The sequence below is a fragment of the Amycolatopsis sp. NPDC024027 genome, assembly GCF_040638975.1.
Taxonomy (GTDB): domain Bacteria; phylum Actinomycetota; class Actinomycetes; order Mycobacteriales; family Pseudonocardiaceae; genus Amycolatopsis.
On sequence record NZ_JBEZYY010000005.1, the window covers coordinates 243,838 to 258,661 of the forward strand.

General features: G+C 72.1%; 15 protein-coding genes. 4 read left to right on the forward strand and 11 right to left on the reverse strand.

The window, feature by feature from the left end; genetic code table 11:
* Positions 1-24 precede the first annotated feature (24 nt).
* From AB0F52_RS15535 to AB0F52_RS15545, 3 genes are all read right to left on the reverse strand, one after another.
* Positions 25-1,548, reverse strand: coding sequence for an FAD-dependent monooxygenase (locus AB0F52_RS15535; protein ID WP_360170243.1), 1,524 nt, complete (start codon positions 1,546-1,548; stop codon positions 25-27).
* Positions 1,549-1,616: 68 nt separating this feature from the next.
* Positions 1,617-2,240 carry a TetR family transcriptional regulator gene (locus tag AB0F52_RS15540; RefSeq protein WP_360170246.1) on the reverse strand — a complete coding sequence of 208 codons (624 nt, stop codon included), beginning with the start codon at positions 2,238-2,240 and terminating at the stop codon, positions 1,617-1,619.
* A gap of 40 nt (positions 2,241-2,280) precedes the next feature.
* A complete protein-coding gene (locus AB0F52_RS15545; RefSeq protein WP_360170249.1) occupies positions 2,281-2,598 on the reverse strand; it encodes a hypothetical protein in 318 nt (105 codons plus the stop codon).
* A 148-nt stretch (positions 2,599-2,746) separates the two neighbouring features.
* Here AB0F52_RS15545 and AB0F52_RS15550 point away from each other — a divergent pair, with 148 nt between their 5' ends.
* Entirely contained in the window at positions 2,747-4,084 is a 1,338-nt protein-coding gene (locus AB0F52_RS15550; RefSeq protein WP_360170252.1) for an MFS transporter, read from the forward strand.
* 107 nt (positions 4,085-4,191) lie between these two features.
* Here the strand turns inward: AB0F52_RS15550 and AB0F52_RS15555 are convergent, their stop codons facing one another.
* The 7 genes from AB0F52_RS15555 to AB0F52_RS15585 all read right to left on the reverse strand — a co-directional run bounded on the left by AB0F52_RS15555 (position 4,192) and on the right by AB0F52_RS15585 (position 9,756).
* The gene (locus AB0F52_RS15555) at positions 4,192-5,550 is read right to left on the reverse strand and encodes an SPFH domain-containing protein (protein WP_360170783.1); all 1,359 of its coding nucleotides are present in this window, start codon (positions 5,548-5,550) and stop codon (positions 4,192-4,194) included.
* A gap of 87 nt (positions 5,551-5,637) precedes the next feature.
* Positions 5,638-6,126 carry an SPFH domain-containing protein gene (locus AB0F52_RS15560; RefSeq protein ID WP_360170255.1) on the reverse strand — a complete coding sequence of 163 codons (489 nt, stop codon included), beginning with the start codon at positions 6,124-6,126 and terminating at the stop codon, positions 5,638-5,640.
* A complete protein-coding gene (locus tag AB0F52_RS15565; RefSeq protein WP_360170258.1) occupies positions 6,123-6,557 on the reverse strand; it encodes an NfeD family protein in 435 nt (144 codons plus the stop codon). Before AB0F52_RS15565 ends, AB0F52_RS15560 begins: the two co-directional genes overlap by 4 nt.
* An 84-nt stretch (positions 6,558-6,641) precedes the next feature.
* Positions 6,642-7,454 carry a DUF3097 domain-containing protein gene (locus tag AB0F52_RS15570; RefSeq protein WP_360170261.1) on the reverse strand — a complete coding sequence of 271 codons (813 nt, stop codon included), beginning with the start codon at positions 7,452-7,454 and terminating at the stop codon, positions 6,642-6,644.
* Positions 7,455-7,505: 51 nt separating this feature from the next.
* Positions 7,506-8,393, reverse strand: coding sequence for an aminoglycoside phosphotransferase family protein (locus AB0F52_RS15575; RefSeq protein WP_360170264.1), 888 nt, complete (start codon positions 8,391-8,393; stop codon positions 7,506-7,508).
* Positions 8,378-9,175, reverse strand: coding sequence for an SCO1664 family protein (locus AB0F52_RS15580; RefSeq protein WP_360170267.1), 798 nt, complete (start codon positions 9,173-9,175; stop codon positions 8,378-8,380). Before AB0F52_RS15580 ends, AB0F52_RS15575 begins: the two co-directional genes overlap by 16 nt.
* A gap of 2 nt (positions 9,176-9,177) precedes the next feature.
* Positions 9,178-9,756 (reverse strand): DUF3090 domain-containing protein, encoded by a 579-nt coding sequence (locus AB0F52_RS15585; protein ID WP_360170270.1) that lies wholly within the window; start codon positions 9,754-9,756, stop codon positions 9,178-9,180.
* A gap of 77 nt (positions 9,757-9,833) precedes the next feature.
* Between AB0F52_RS15585 and AB0F52_RS15590 the strand changes: the two genes are divergently transcribed.
* From AB0F52_RS15590 to AB0F52_RS15600, 3 genes are read left to right on the forward strand one after another with little or no spacing between them, the layout of a single operon-like run.
* Positions 9,834-11,753: a prolyl oligopeptidase family serine peptidase gene (locus tag AB0F52_RS15590; RefSeq protein WP_360170273.1), complete on the forward strand. Its 1,920-nt coding sequence runs from the start codon at positions 9,834-9,836 to the stop codon at positions 11,751-11,753.
* Positions 11,750-12,649: an LD-carboxypeptidase gene (locus AB0F52_RS15595; protein ID WP_360170276.1), complete on the forward strand. Its 900-nt coding sequence runs from the start codon at positions 11,750-11,752 to the stop codon at positions 12,647-12,649. The genes AB0F52_RS15590 and AB0F52_RS15595 overlap by 4 nt, the downstream gene beginning before the upstream one ends.
* Complete coding sequence (locus AB0F52_RS15600; protein ID WP_360170279.1) at positions 12,646-13,050, forward strand: TIGR03668 family PPOX class F420-dependent oxidoreductase; 405 nt, start codon at positions 12,646-12,648, stop codon at positions 13,048-13,050. Before AB0F52_RS15595 ends, AB0F52_RS15600 begins: the two co-directional genes overlap by 4 nt.
* 94 nt (positions 13,051-13,144) lie before the next feature.
* On the opposite strand, the gene mptB is transcribed toward AB0F52_RS15600, so the two are convergent.
* Positions 13,145-14,680 (reverse strand): polyprenol phosphomannose-dependent alpha 1,6 mannosyltransferase MptB, encoded by a 1,536-nt coding sequence (gene mptB, locus AB0F52_RS15605; RefSeq protein ID WP_360170282.1) that lies wholly within the window; start codon positions 14,678-14,680, stop codon positions 13,145-13,147.
* Positions 14,681-14,824: the final 144 nt, after the last annotated feature.

Here is a 14,824-nt window from a genome sequence, read left to right on the forward strand (position 1 = left end):
CGCCGACAATACGTAGGAGATCTCCTACGCGTCAAGGGGCTGGCCGAACCACCGTTCGAGGGCGGTGCGCAGGGCCTTCCGTTCCGTGTCGTCCGGCTCCGTCGCACTGGTCGCCCAGGCGACGTAGCCGTCGGGCCGGATCAGCAGCGCGGTCGCCTCGCCCGGGGCGTACCCGGGAACGAGGTCGACGCGGTCGGTCCAGCCGCGCAGCTCGTCGCCGAGCGAGCCGGTGAAGTCCAGCAGCAGCGGCCGGGCCGTCCGGGTCAGCTCGGCGAGCCGGGTCCCGTCCGCCAGGACGAGGTCCGGGGCCCAGCGGCCGTCCAGCGGGTGGTCGGTGGCCGGGGTGTACCGGATGTCCGCGCCGGTCATCAGGTCCGCGATGTGCTGGACCGTGGACGGGAACCGCAGCAGCTCGCCGAACAGTTCGCGCAGCGCGGTGACGTCGCGGCCCGGCGTGATCAGCGCGGACTGCGCCTGGGTCTGCATGACCACGCGCTCGGCGACCGGACGGCGTTCGCTCTCGTAGGTGTCGAGCAGGCCTTCGGGCGCCCAGCCGTGCAGGGCGGCGGCGAGCTTCCAGCCGAGCCCGACAGCGTCCTGCAGGCCGAGGTTGAGCCCGGGACCGCCGATGGCGGAGTGGACGTGGGCGGCGTCGCCGACCAGCAGGACACGCCCTTCCCGGAACTTCTCGGCCAGCCGGGTGTTGCGCCCGCGCAGCCGCCGCAGCAGGTGGGGCCCCTCGCCTTCCGGTGGCCCGATGGGCAGGGCGAAGCCGAGTACCCGCTCGATGCTCGCGCGCTGCTCGTCGAGGGTCGCCGGGGGCTCGTCGCCGGTTTCCTCCTCGTCGGTCCACTCCATCGTGGTGACGAGCGTGCCGGTCGGGAACGGCGCGTAGACGAACAGGCCGGTTTCGGTGCGGTAGTGGAAGAACGGCGGGATGACGCCGTGGCCCGGCACGCGCAAGCCGCCGGATGCCGCGTCGACGAATTCCGCCGGCACGGTGGCGTTGGCGGTGCAGGACAGGGTGCGGTCTTCGGTGACGCCGGGGAAGCCGATGCCGGCGAGCTTGCGCGTGGCGCTGCGGCCGCCGTCCGCGCCGACGAGGTACCGCGTCGTGAGCCGGTAGCCGCCCTCGGGTCCGGTGACGTCGGCGGTGACCGCGTCGGCGTCCTGGGTCATGCCGGTGAGCTCGTGCCCGCGCCGGACTTCGACGCCGAGTTCGGCGGCGCGCTCGTTGAGCGCCGCTTCGACGCGGCGCTGCGGCACGCCGAGGATGTTCAGCGGGTTGCGCTCGGCGAGGGTCAGGTCCAGGCGCAGCGCGCCGAAGACGAACGCCGGCGAGGGCGGTCCGATCGGACCGGCCAGCCGCTCGTGCAGCCCGCGGCGGTCGAGGAGCCGGACGACCTGCCCGACGAGGCCGTTGGCGCGGTTTTCGGTGGTCGGTTCGGGCAGCCGTTCCAGCACCAGCGGGCGGATCCCGGCGAGGGCGAGTTCGCAGGCGAGCATGAGGCCGTTGGGACCGGCTCCGGCGATGACGACGTCTTCCACGGTGGACTCCTTGTTTTCGGGCATGGCGAAGCAGCCCGCTGTGCGGGCGCTTTCGGATGGGTGCGGCTCTAGCGGGGTTCGGGCAGGCCGGCGGCGAGCCGGCCGAAGACGTCCCGCAGGACCTCTTCGAGCGACGGCTGCGGTTCGGCGACGAGCCACTGCTGGGTGACGACGTTGAGCGCGGCGGCGATGACGCCCGCGAAGAGCCGCGGGTAGACGTCCCGGGTGGCGTCGGTGCCGGTGCGTTCGGCGACGGCGAGCGCGAACTCGGCTTCGCCCGCCGCGCCGGCTTTCTGGAACTCGCCTTGCAGGGTGGGCTCGGCGACCATCAGCCGCAGCCCTTCGACCCACTCCGGGGTGGCGCCTCGCCCATCGGGCACCGGTTCGCCGAGCGCGAACCCGTCGAGCGCGGCCTGGGTGATGGCGTCCCAGATCGGCATCCCGGCCGGCTGTTCGCGCAGCGCGGCGGCGATGGCCCGCGCCCGCTCGTGGTGGCGGGCGACGATGGCTTCGCCCTTGCTGCCGAAGTAGTTGCTGAAGGTCCGGGTGGACACCCCGGCTTCGGCGGCGATGTCTTCGATCCGGACGTTGTCGTAGCCGCGTTCGACGGTCAGCCGGATCGCCGCCCAGCTCAGCGCGATGCGCGTTTGCTGCTTCTTGCGATCACGCAGGCCGGCTCGGTCGGTGTCCATGACCCCAAGGTACCGAACTTTGCCGAATCTGCAAACTTACCTAGTCGGCAAGTTTGGTGGCGGGCGCACCGGCGAGGAAGGCGTCGTAGCGGGCGGCGGCGTCACTCTCGACGAGTGGGCGGGCGTTGCTGTAGCGGCCGTCGGTCCGGTCACGCTTCGGTCCCGACAGCCAGAACTCCTCGCCGGTCCCGACGTCGATGAAGTTGGCGTCGAACAGGCCGGGCCAGCGGCGCAGCTCGCGGCCGTGCACGTACGCGGTCCGCCAAGTCTTGGAGAACCGCACCCAGGCGATCCACGACGGGCCCCGATCGGTGTTGTAGCCCGTCTTGAGCTGGAGGTACATGATCCGGCGTGGCATGGCTCGAGCGTAAAGACGGCGATCCCCGCGCGCCCCCGATTTTTCCGGCACTCCGTCACCGACCGGACGAGAAACGCGTCATCGATCGCCGAAACCGTCCTCGGGCGTCACACTGTTGTGTGACATCGGTCACCGGAGGTGTTGCGAGATGGTTCTGGGCGACAACAGCGTCACTCACAAGGTGGCACCGGGCAACAAGGTGCAGGTACGGCGGGCGGCGCTGGCGAGCGCGGTCGGCACGACCATCGAGTGGTACGACTTCTTCCTCTACAACACCGCGGCGGCCTTGGTCTTCCCGCACCTGTTCTTCCCCGCGTCGAGTGCCTACGCCGGCGCCATGCAGTCGTTCGCGACCTACGCGGTCGGGTTCGCCGCGCGCCCGGTCGGGGCCGCCATCTTCGGGCACTGGGGTGACCGGATCGGGCGGAAGGCGACGCTGATCGTCACGCTGCTGCTGATGGGCATCTCCTCCGGCGTCGTCGGGATGCTGCCCGGGACGTCGGCGATCGGGGTCGCCGCCCCGCTGATCCTGGTGCTGCTGCGGCTGGTGCAGGGCATCGCCATCGGCGGCGAGTGGAGCGGCTCGGTGCTGCTCGCCATGGAATGGGGCGACCAGCGCAAACGCGGGCTGCTCGGCAGTTTCGCGCAGATCGGCGTCCCGGTCGGGCTGGTGCTGGGCACCGGCGGGATGACGCTGCTGTCGGCGACGCTCTCCCCCGACGCGTTCGACTCCTGGGGCTGGCGGATCCCGTTCCTGCTCAGCCTGGTGCTCGTCGGGGTCGGCCTGGTGATCCGGCTGAAGATCCTCGAGACGCCGATGTTCGCGAAGCTCGTCGAGAACCGGCAGACCGCGCGGACACCCGTGCTGGACGCGATCCGGCACCACTGGCGGGAAATCCTGCTCTCGGCCGGGGTCCGGTTCAGCGAGCAGATGCCCTTCTACCTGTTCACCAGCTACGTGCTGATCTACGTCGTGTCGCGGCACGAGTTCAGCAGGACCTTCGTGCTCAACGCGGTCCTCGTCGGGGCCGCGTGCGAGCTGGCGCTGATCCCGCTGTTCTCGTCCCTTTCGGACACCTTCGGCCGCAAGCGGGTCTACCTGTGCGGGGCGGTGCTGACCGGGGTGATCGCGTTCCCGTACTTCACCATCCTGGCGCACGGCAGCCACGTGCTGGTGTTCGTCGCGGTCGTCGTGTCCTTCGTCCCGCACGCGCTCCAATACGGACCGCAGGCGGCGTTGATCGGCGAAAGCTTCCCGACGCACCTGCGCTACGGCGGTGCGGGGCTCGGCTACCAGCTGGCCTCGGTGTTCGCGGGCGGCCCGGCGCCGCTGCTGGCGACGTGGCTGCTGCACCAGACCGGGACGCCGTACGCGATCTCCGGCTACATCATCCTGTCCGCGGTGGTCACCGTGCTGTGCGTGATCTTCCTGAAGGACCGCTCGAAGTCCGACATCGACGACGCGAGCATCTACCAGCGCACCTGACCGGACGACACGCGTGCCCAGGCGGACGACACGCGTGCCTGGATGGACGACACACGTGACGAGGGGCCTCCCACCGCATGGGTGGGAGGCCCCTCGTCGGGTGAACGTCAGCGGCGCGGGCCGCCCTGGGGGCCGCCGAACGGGGGCTGCTGCGGGAACGGGCCGGTGCCCGGGTTCTGCTGCTGCGGGCCGCCGCCGAACTGGCCCGGGGGCGGGGCCTGCGGCGGCGGGCCCTGGTACTGGCCGCGCTGCTGCTCGACGCCGGCCGGGGCCTGCGGCTGCGGCAGCGCGGGCTGGCCACCCTGCGGTGTCGGCGGCTGCTGCGGCGCGGGCGTGACTTCGGTGCCGCGGTCCTCGTCGGCCGCCGGCTCGGGCTGCTGCTGGGCCGGGCGCGGGATCGACGGCCGCGCGGGCGGCGAGGAGGGCGACCCGATGGCCGGGACCTCCTTGCGCGCCACCGCTTCCGCGGCCGCGACGGCCTCGGCGACCTTCGGGTCGCTCTTGGTTTCGAACCAGCTGGCGACTTCTTCGTCCTCGAGGTCGGGCTTGGCCGGGACGTCGTCGTCCTTCGGCGGCTCGTAGCGGAAGACGCCGTCGTCGCCGGGGGCGCCGAGCGCGCGGGCGAAGCCTTCGAGGGCCTTGCCGTAGTCGCTGGGGATCATCCAGACCTTGTTCGCGTCGCCCTGCGCCAGCTGTGGCAGCGTCTGCAGGTACTGGTAGGCCAGCACCTCGGGGGTCGGGCGGCCGGCCTTGATCGCGGCGAACACCTTCTCGATCGCCTTCGCCTGGCCCTGCGCCTGTAGGTAGCGCGCGGCCCGTTCACCCTGGGCGCGCAGGATGCGGGACTGCCGCTCGGCCTCGGCGGCGAGGATGGTCGCCTGGCGGGCACCTTCGGCGGAGAGGATCTGGCTCTGCTTCTGGCCTTCCGCGGTCTTGATCGCGGACTCCCGCTGGCCTTCCGCGGTGAGGATCATGGCGCGCTTCTCGCGGTCCGCGCGCATCTGCTTCTCCATCGAGTCCTGGATGGAGGGCGGCGGGTCGATCGCCTTGAGCTCGACGCGGCCCACGCGGATGCCCCACCGGCCGGTCGCCTCGTCCAGTACCCCGCGCAGCTGGGTGTTGATCGAGTCGCGGGAGGTCAGGGTCTGCTCGAGGCTCATGCCACCGACCACGTTGCGGAGCGTGGTGGTGGCCAGCTGCTCGACACCGACGATGTAGTTGGAAATCTCGTACACCGCGGCGCGCGAGTCGGTGACCTGGAAGTACACGACCGTGTCGATCGACACCGTCAGGTTGTCCTCGGTGATCACCGGCTGGGGCGGGAACGAGACGACCTGCTCGCGCAGGTCGATCCGGGCGCGCACCTTGTCCAGGAACGGCACGAGGATGTTGAGGCCGGGCGAGGCGACCGTGCGGAACCGGCCGAGCCGCTCGATCACGGCCGACTGCGCCTGCGGCACCACCATGACCGCCTTGGCTATCGTGATGATCACGAGCAAGACCAAGGCGATGACCAAGCCGATCGCGAATCCGGTCAAGAGATTTCCCCTTACCTAGTACCATTCTTGCGCGGTTGACGGCGTTCCGGGTGCAGCGGGCGGGCTCACCGCGAGCTGCAGTTCCTTGGTGGTGATGCCCCAGCGGCCGGTGGTGTCGTGCAGGACTGTCCACACTGTACGGTGCAGGTCCCCGGGCGCGGTGACGGCGCGCTCGGCCGTGGTCAGGCCGGCTTCCTGCCGCAGCGCGGTGCGGGCCAGCTGCTCGATCGCGAGCGCCGGGGCGGAGATTTCGTAGGTGGCCAGGCGCGGGTCGGTGATCGCGAAGACGACCTCGAAGCCGATGAGGACCTCGTGCCCGTCGCCGGCTTCGACCGGGCGGGGCGGGGCCGAGAGGATCTGGTCACGGAGGTCGAGCCGGGCGCGGACCCGGTCGGCGAACGGGAGCACGAAGTGGCGGCCGGGGCCGAGCACGCTGCGGAACTGCCCGCCGCGTTCGAGCACCGCGGCGTGGCCCTCGCCGACGATGACGAGCCCGAGGCTCACGGTTCGTCCGACACGACGGCGGTGGCGCCGGAGATCTCGACGACCGTGACCGAGGTGCCGGGCGCGATGGGCGGGAGGTGCGCCGACATGCTGCGCGCCGACCAGACGTCGCCGGCCAGCTTCACCTGACCCGTTTCGGAATCCACTGTGGACACGACCACCGCGCGGGCGCCGATCAGCGCGTCGATGCCGGTGTGGTGGGCCGGCCCGGACAGCAGGCGCCGCTTGAGCGCGGGGCGGACCAGCAGGAGCATGCCGACGGAGGCGACGGCGAACACGGCGACGTCGATGACCAGGTTCCCGGTGAGGACCTCGGCACCGGCGCCGAACAGCGCGGCGACGCCCAGCATGACCAGCACGAAGTCGCCGGAGACGACTTCGGCGATCACCAGGGCGATCCCGACGATCAACCAGACCAGAGCCCAAGTCATGGCTTCATGCTCTCAGATCGCGCCGGTTCGCACCGGCGCGGTGACGGGACGTAACCTTCGCGTGACCTTGGACAATTCAGACATTCAGCCCTCTTCCGCCGGTTCGGTGACGAAGTCGATGAGCCGTTCGACCGCCCCGATGAGCGGGGTCTCGAGGTCGCGGAAACTGCTCACCCCGCTCAGGACACGCTGCCAGCCTTCGAAAGGTTGCCCCCAGCCGAGCGCGTCGCAGATCCCCTGCTTCCACTCGATGCCGCGCGGGATCTTGGGCCACGCCTCGATGCCGACGGCGGCCGGGCGGACGGCTTCCCAAACGTCGATGTAGGGGTGGCCGGTGACCAGCACGTTCTCGTCGTGGACGGCCTCGACGAGCCGAGACTCCTTGCTGCCGGGCACGAGGTGGTCGACCAGGACACCGAGGCGGCGGCCGGGGCCGGTGCCGAACTCGGCGATGCGGTCGGCGAGCACGTCGACGCCGTCGAGCGGTTCGACGACGACGCCCTCGACGCGCAGGTCGTGCCCCCAGACGCGTTCGACGAGCTCGGCGTCGTGCTTGCCTTCGACCCAGATGCGCGAGTCGCGGGCGACGCGGGCCTGCAGGCCCTGCACCTTCACCGACCCGGACGCCGACACCTGCTTGACCGGCGCTTTCACCGTCTTGACCGGCACCAGCGTGACCGGTTTGCCTTCGAGGAGGAACCCCGCGGGGGCGAGCGGGAAGACGCGGTGGCGGCCCTTGGCGTCTTCGAGCACGACATTGCCGTACTCGATCTTCACCACCGCGCCGCAGTAGCCGCTGGCCGGGTCTTCGACCACGAGACCGCGCTCGGCGGGAACCTCCGGCACCTTCTTGCGGCGGCGGCCGGCGAGTACGTCGTCATAGGAGTGGGAGCGCACGACCTCGGAACCTAGTGCGCGTGGCGGCTCGCGGCGGTCATGCCACGCCGGTCAGCGCGCCATCTCCAGCAGGGTGGCGGTGAACGGCGTGTGCTCGCCGCGGCGCAGCGGCGGGTGGACGGCCAGTGGCGCCAGAGCGGCGCACCACGCGCGGGCGCGGCCGGCGTCGAGGCCGGGCAGGTGCGGGCGGAGTGCCTTGATGCCGTCGTCGAGCGTGCCCCCGGCGGCGAGCGGCAGGTAGAGCCAGTCGGCGAGGTCGAAGGCCGGGTCGCCGACGCTCGGGCGCGGATCGATGGCGACCACGCCACGGCGGGGGCCGGCGTCGAGGACGTTGCCCGGGTGCAGGTCGCCGTGCACGACCGCGACCGGGCCGCCTTCGGCGAGGGCGAGTGCCCGGCTCCGGGCCCGCGCGAGGAGTTCGGGGGTCAGGTGCGCTTCGGCCGCCGAGCCCGGGACGGTGCGCTCGGTGATGTCGAACATGAAGGTCACGCGCTCGGTCAGCGGCGGCAGGTCGGGCGGGGGCGCGACCGCGTGCAGCTCGGTGAGCAGCGCGCCGATTTCCGGCCACGGGACCGGCCTGCCGCGTAGTTCGGTGCCGGGTACCAGGCCTTCGAGCAGGATCGCTCCGGCGCCGAGGTCGGTGCCGAGCACCTGCACCGCTCGGGTGCAGCCGGTCCAGGCCCGCAATCCGGCGAACTCCAGCCGGGCGACTTCCGGGTCCGGGGTCAGCTTGAGGACCTGCAGGTCGCCGCCGGGGCCGGTGCACAGCAGGGTGCGGCCGGTGTTGCCGGGCCGCGCCTCGCGGACGGTCAGCCCCCACCTGGCGATCAGGCGGGCGACGAGGTCCGGGAGGGCGTCGCACCACGGCTCGGCCAGTGCCGCGCCGAAGCGGTCGACGAGCCGGGCCCGGGCGGCGTCGTCGATCAGAAGAGGGGCCACGGGATGGCGCGCCAGTCGTCGCCCGGTTCGGGGAAGATGCCCTCGGCGAGCAGGACGTCGGTGCGGTCGGCCAGGGCCCGGATCTCGAACTTGGTGATGTGCTCGGCGAGGGTCTGGCCGAGGCCGCCGTCGAGCTCCGAGCGCAGCTTGCGCAGCTTCTCGACGGTGTCCGGGGGCAGCGGCTCGCCGATCCAGCCCCACAGGACGGTCCGCAGCTTGGGGTCGGTGTGCAGGCAGATGCCGTGGTCGACGCCGTAGACGTGGCCGTCGACGCCGGGCAGGAGGTGCCCGCCCTTGCGGTCGGTGTTGTTCACCACGATGTCGAGCACGGCGAGGTCGCGCAGCCCGGGGTGGTTCGCGTGGGCGAGCACCGCGGGTTCGCCGAGCCGGTCGTGGGCGTGCAGCACCGGGCGCCAGCCGTCGGGGACGTCGTCGGGCGGCAGGACTTCCACCAGGTCGTCTTCGGTGGTTTCGACCCACAGCTGGACCATGCCGGGGCCGAACGGGCCCTCGCGCAGCACGGTCGGCGGGATCGCGCCGATGCCGGCGGCGTCGGCGATGATCGCGGTGGCGACCTCGCGCCCGGCCAGGGTGCCGTCGGGGAAGTCCCACAGCGGCCGCTCCCCCGACACCGGCTTGTAGACGACCCGGCCGGTGACGCCGTCGAGCTCGATCGCGCAGAAGAGCGTGACGTTGGAGGCGTCGACCAGCCGGCCTTCGACGTCGATGCGGCCGTGGGTGACGAGTTCGCGGGACGCGGGGTCGGCGGGGTCGGTCGCCATGGTCAGTCTTCTTCGCCCGCGTCGGTTTCGCGCCGGTAGCCGTTCTGCCGGGGGCAGATGTGCCCGGTGGGGTCGAGCGGCTCGGCGCAGAGCGGGCACGGCTTGCGGCCGGCGTTGACGACGCGGTCGGCCCGCTCGGCGAAGGCGCGGGCGGCGGCCGGGGTGAGGAAGACGCGGACGGCGTCCGGGCCCTCTTCGGTGTCGTCGAGCACGACCGTTTCGTCGACCTCGCCCTCGGTGATGGCGAGCAGCTCGATGACGACGGCGCTGCTGTCGGCGTCCCAGCCGAGGCCCATGGTGCCGACGCGGAACTCCTCCTCGACCGGCACCGTGAGCGGGTCGAGGTCGACGAGGTCGTCGGGGGCGTCGTCGGGGACGTCGGCGCCGAACCGGCTGGCCACCTCCTCCAGCAGCGAGCTCAGCCGTTCCGCGAGGACGACGACCTGCTGTTTTTCGATGGTGACGCTGATGGTGCGCACGTCCTCCGACGCCTGGAGGTAGAACGTGCGATCGCCGGGCTCGCCGACGGTGCCGGCGACGAACCGATCCGGCTGGCGGAAGACGTGGATTACGCGAGACATAGCACTGACGACCCTAGGCCACCGGCGCATGATCGGCATCCGCCGCCCCACCGTTCGCGGGCCGCTAGCCTCGGGGGGTGTCTCGGATCTCTCCGTACGGAACCTGGTCTTCGCCCATCACCGCCGCCGAAGTGGCCGCCGCCGGTGGCGGCCCGCAGTGGCTCGACGTCGTCGGGAACGAGGTGTGGTGGGCCGAGGCGCGACCGGCTGAGCAGGGCCGGGTCGCGCTGGTCCGGGCGGTGCCGGGCGGTACCGAGGACGTGCTGCCGGCCCCGTGGAACGTCCGCAACCGGCTGCACGAGTACGGCGGGCGGCCGTGGGCGGTCGCCGGGGGTTCCGTGGTGTTCACGCACTGGGCCGATCAGCGCGTGTACGCGCAGAGCGAAATCGGCGTGGTGGCGCTCACGCCGTCCCCCGCGGAGCCGCAGGGCGTCCGCTACGGCGATCTGCGGGCCGGCCGGCCGGGTGAGGTGTGGGCGGTCCGCGAGCGCGGCACCGGGCCGCGTCCCACCGACATCGAGCGGGACCTCGTCGCGATCGCCGTGGACGGCGGCGGCGAACGGGTACTGGGCGCGAGCCACCGGTTCCTGACCGTGCCGAAGCTGTCGCCGGACGGGCGGCACGCGGCCTGGTTCGGCTGGGACCACCCGCTGATGCCGTGGGACGGCACCGAGCTGTGCGTGGCCGAGGTGGCCGCCGACGGTTCGTTCGGGCCGCACCGGGTGCTGGCCGGTGGCGTCGACGTCTCGGTGTGCCAGGTCGAGTGGGAGACACCGGCCGCACTGCTGGCGCTGGCGGACCCGGACGGCTGGTGGAACCTGCACCGCGTCGGCCTGGACGGCTCGGTGGTGAACCTGGCGCCGGTCGAGCAGGAACTGGGCGGGCCGCTGTGGAAGGCGGGGTCGCGGTGGTTCGCGCCGCTGGGCGGCGGGCGGCACGCGGTGCTGTCCTCGGGCCGGCTGGCGGTGCTCGACGAGGCGGACGGCACCGTGGCGCCGGTGGCGGACGAGCTGACGGCCTGGTCTTCGACGGGACTCGCGGTGGCCGGGGACACGGTCGCCGGCGTCGCGGGCGGGCCGGCCCGGGAGTCCGCCGTGGTGCGCGTTTCCCTCGACGGCGCGGTGACGGACCTGACGCCGCAGCCGGAGCTGCCCTCGGCGTTCCTGCCGGTGCCGCAGGAGCGGGTGTTCAGCACGGCCGACGGCGAGACCGTGCCGGTGGTGCTGTACCCGCCGCGGAACCCGGACTTCGCCGCGCCCGACGGGGAGCTGCCGCCGCTGCTGGTGGACGTCCACGGCGGCCCGACCGGGCAGCGCTTCCCCATGCTCGACCTGGAGATCGCGTACTTCACCAGCCGCGGCATCGGCGTGGCGGCGGTGAACTACGGCGGGTCCACGGGGTCCGGGCGCGCTTACCGGGAGCGGCTGCGGGAGCAGTGGGGCGTGGTGGACGTCGCCGACTGCGTCGCGGTGGCCGAGGCGCTGGTGGCGGCCGGGCTGGCCGACGGTGACCGGCTGGGGATCCGTGGCGGCAGCGCGGGTGGGTTCACCGCGGCGGCGTCGCTGACGACGACGAAGACCTACCGGGCGGGCACGGTGATGTACCCGGTGCTGGACCTGGCCGGGTGGACCGGGACCGAGGGCGACACGCACGACTTCGAGTCGCGGTACCTGGATGGTCTGGTCGGGCCGCTGCCGGCGGCGCGGCAACGCTACGTGGAGCGTTCGCCGCTGGCGAACGTCGGGAGACTGGCCGGGCCGGTGCTGTTCCAGCAGGGACTGGAGGACCGGATCTGCCCGCCGGAGCAGGCGGACCGGTTCGTGGCCGAGCTGGCCGGGCGCGGGATCCCGTACGCCTACCAGCGGTTCGCCGGGGAACAGCACGGATTCCGGCAGGCGGCGACGATCGTGGCGGCATTGGAGGCGGAATTGTCGTTCTACGGCCAGGTGTTCGGCTTCGAGACGCCGGGTGTGGCGCGGCTGGAGCTGTCGCGGTGAGGCCGCCTCGGTTGCGGGCCGGCGACACGCTGGCGCTGGTGGCGCCGGCCGGGCCGGTGCCGGCGGACCTGCTGGAGAAGGCGCTGCCGGTGCTGCGCGGCTGGGGCGTGGAGGTGCGGGTCGGGCCGTGCGTGCGGGCGGAGCCGGGCTCGCCGCCGTACCTCTCCGGTGCCGACGCCGCGCGCGCGGCGGAGTTCACCGAGGCGTGGCTGGACCCCGGGGTGCGGTGCGTGCTGGCGGCGCGGGGCGGTTACGGCGTCCAGCGGATGCTGGACCTGGTGGACTGGGCGGCGCTGCGGGCGGCGGGCCCGAAGGTGCTGGCCGGGTCGTCGGACATCACGGCGTTGCACCGGGCGGTGAACGTCCACTTGGGACTGTCCAGTTTGTTCTCCCCGATGCCGGCGAGCGTGCTGTTCGACGACTTCGCGGTCGAGCACCTGCGGCGTTCGCTGTTCGAGCCGGAGCGGACGCTGGTGGTGCGCGGCGGGTCGGCGTTGGTGCCGGGCCGGGCGTCGGGGGTGTTGACGGGCGGGAACCTGTCCCTGCTGGCGGCGGGGATCGGGACGCCGGAGCACGGGTCGGCGCGGGACGCGATCGTGCTGCTGGAGGACGTGACGGAGAGCGTGTACCGGCTGGACCGGATGCTGACGCAGCTGCTGCGCAGCGGCTGGTTCGCCGGGGTGCGCGGGATCGTCCTGGGTTCGTGGGCGGCGTGCGGGGCTCCTGCGGACGTGCGGGCGCTGGTACTGGACCGGCTGGGGCCGCTGGGGGTGCCGCTGGTGGAGGAGTTCGGGTTCGGGCACGTGGCGTCGTCGCCGACGTTGCCGCTGGGGGTGCCGGCGACGCTGGACGCGGACCTGGGGACGCTGACGTTCGACTCCCCCGCGCTGACGTGAAACTCTCTTCGGCGGAGGCCCGGGACCGGTTCGCCGCGGCCCGGGTGGCGCGGCTGGCGACGGTGTCGGCGGACGGGGTGCCGCACCTGGTGCCGGTGACGTTCGCGGTGCGCGGCGACACGGTGGTGTTCGCGGTGGACCACAAGCCGAAGTCTTCGGTGGCGTTGCGGCGGCTGCGCAACATCGAGTCGAATCCCGCGGTGTGCTTCCTGGTCGACAGCTACGCCGAGGACTGGTCGCGGTTGTGGTGGGCGCGGGCGGACGGGATGGCGCGGGTGGAGCCGCCGGGCGCCGAGCCGGTGTCGTGGCTGGTGGCGAAGTACGAGCAGTACGCGGAGCGCCCGCCGGAGCACGCGGTGGTGGTCACGGAGATCCACACGTGGAGCGGTTGGGCGGCCTGATCCACCTGCCCGATGCAGTGAATGACTCATTCCTGGCGTCACACGCCAGGAATGAGTCATTCACTGCATCACTGGTGCGGCGGGTCTGGAAACCCTAGTCGCGGAGGAACTTCTCCGGGCGGCGCCACGCGTCGATGATGCCCAGCGGGTCCGGGCGCAGCAGTGAAGCCGCCGCGTACAGGCTCGCCAGGATGACTCCGGCGATGAACCACCAGTCGTAGAGCGCCTGCTCACCCGTCGGGTAGTAGACCAGCGTCACGAACACCGACACCGCCACCACGAGCGCCAGGTGGCGCGGCTGCCACTTGAACGCCGACAGCAGGACGAAACCCCAGGTCAGGTACCACGGGAGGGTCGGCGGCATGAGGATCGCGACCGCCAGGAGCGAGATCCCGGCCCGGTAGACCGCCTCCGTGCCGCCGTCGCGGGCGAGCCACCACTGGCGGGCGCCGATGGCGATCAGCAGGAGCATGCCCGCCGCGCGGGCGACCGTCACGAACGGGGAGACCTGGACGTCCACGATCAGGTGGACCAGGTTGTAGAACACCTCGCCGATGCCGGTGGGGATGTTGAGCCAGTTCGCGATGAGCTGCGGGGCCTTGAGCCCGGACCACCAGCCGAGGTTGAGCGAACCCAGCGAGATCCACGTGCCCGCGACGAACACCGGCAGGAACAGGCCCACCGAGGCCGCGCCGGCGCGCAGGAAGTTGCGGACCTTCGACTCGCCCGTGAGGTGGTTGGCCCACATCCAGACGATGAACGGCAGCGCGATCGCCGCGGTGGGCTTGATCAGCATGCCGATCGTGACCAGGACGACCGCGAGCACGTGCTTGCGCTCGAGGGCGGCCAGGACGCCGACGGTGAGGAACGCGAGCATCATCAGGTCGTTGTGCGGGCCGCCGAAGAGGTGGATGACCATCATCGGGCTGGCCACCGCGAGCCACAGCGCGACCGGGAGCTTGCCGCCGAGGTGCTTGACCAGCCGCGGCAGCGCCCACAGCGTCCCGGCCAGGCCGGCCAGCAGCACGACGCGCATCAGGATGACGCCGAGGATCATGTTGTCGCCGGTGGTGGCGACGACGCCCTTGGAGATCAGCAGGAACAGCGGCCCGTACGGGGCCGGGGTGGTCTGCCAGAGCGGGTGGACGTTCTGCACGACGTTCGGCAGCACGTCGAGCTCGGCGGGGCCGTTGGCGTACGGGTCGAGCCCGTAGAGCAGCTGGGCGCCCTGGCCGAGGTAGGAGAAGACGTCGCGGGTGAACAGCGGCGGCGACACCAGCAGCGGCGCCATCCAGCACCCGGCGGCGACCAGGATCGGGCGGCTGCCGATGCGGCCGGCCAGGACGTAGCGGCCGAGCCGGACCCACGCCCACACGACCATGCCGAAGCCGGTGTAGAGGACGGCGTTGGCGAGCATGCGCCCGTGGCCGTAGCGGACCCACGAGAGCGGGCCGTGGCCGAGCACGGGGTCGGAGATCAGGATGCCGCCGGCGCCGAGGGCGGCGACCATCAGCAGGGTGCTGCCGACGGTGCCCATCGCGATCGTGCGGTAGGGGAATCGCGAGGGCACGCGGAGCCGCTCGGCCAGGCCGGTCGAGGGCGTCTGTGCGGGGTCGGTGGTGGTCGCCATTTCCGTTCGGAGATTACACACCGCGCTCGTGCGGAGTTCCCGCAGTGCCGGTTTTCGGGGACCCCGGCCGAGACGGCGCTGGGCAGGAGGTGGGGGGTGTAAAAAAAGGGTGGATTGGGGGTACCGAAAAGAAAAAAGAGAACG

Coding starts and splice junctions, on each gene's coding strand:
- AB0F52_RS15540 (WP_360170246.1), bottom strand. CDS start 2,240: ATGGACACCGACCGAGCCGGCCTGCGTGATCGCAAGAAGCAGCAAACG.
- AB0F52_RS15545 (WP_360170249.1), bottom strand. CDS start 2,598: ATGCCACGCCGGATCATGTACCTCCAGCTCAAGACGGGCTACAACACC.
- AB0F52_RS15550 (WP_360170252.1), top strand. CDS start 2,747: ATGGTTCTGGGCGACAACAGCGTCACTCACAAGGTGGCACCGGGCAAC.
- AB0F52_RS15555 (WP_360170783.1), bottom strand. CDS start 5,550: ATGGTGGTGCCGCAGGCGCAGTCGGCCGTGATCGAGCGGCTCGGCCGG.
- AB0F52_RS15565 (WP_360170258.1), bottom strand. CDS start 6,557: ATGACTTGGGCTCTGGTCTGGTTGATCGTCGGGATCGCCCTGGTGATC.
- AB0F52_RS15580 (WP_360170267.1), bottom strand. CDS start 9,175: ATGGCGACCGACCCCGCCGACCCCGCGTCCCGCGAACTCGTCACCCAC.
- AB0F52_RS15585 (WP_360170270.1), bottom strand. CDS start 9,756: ATGTCTCGCGTAATCCACGTCTTCCGCCAGCCGGATCGGTTCGTCGCC.
- mptB (WP_360170282.1), bottom strand. CDS start 14,680: ATGGCGACCACCACCGACCCCGCACAGACGCCCTCGACCGGCCTGGCC.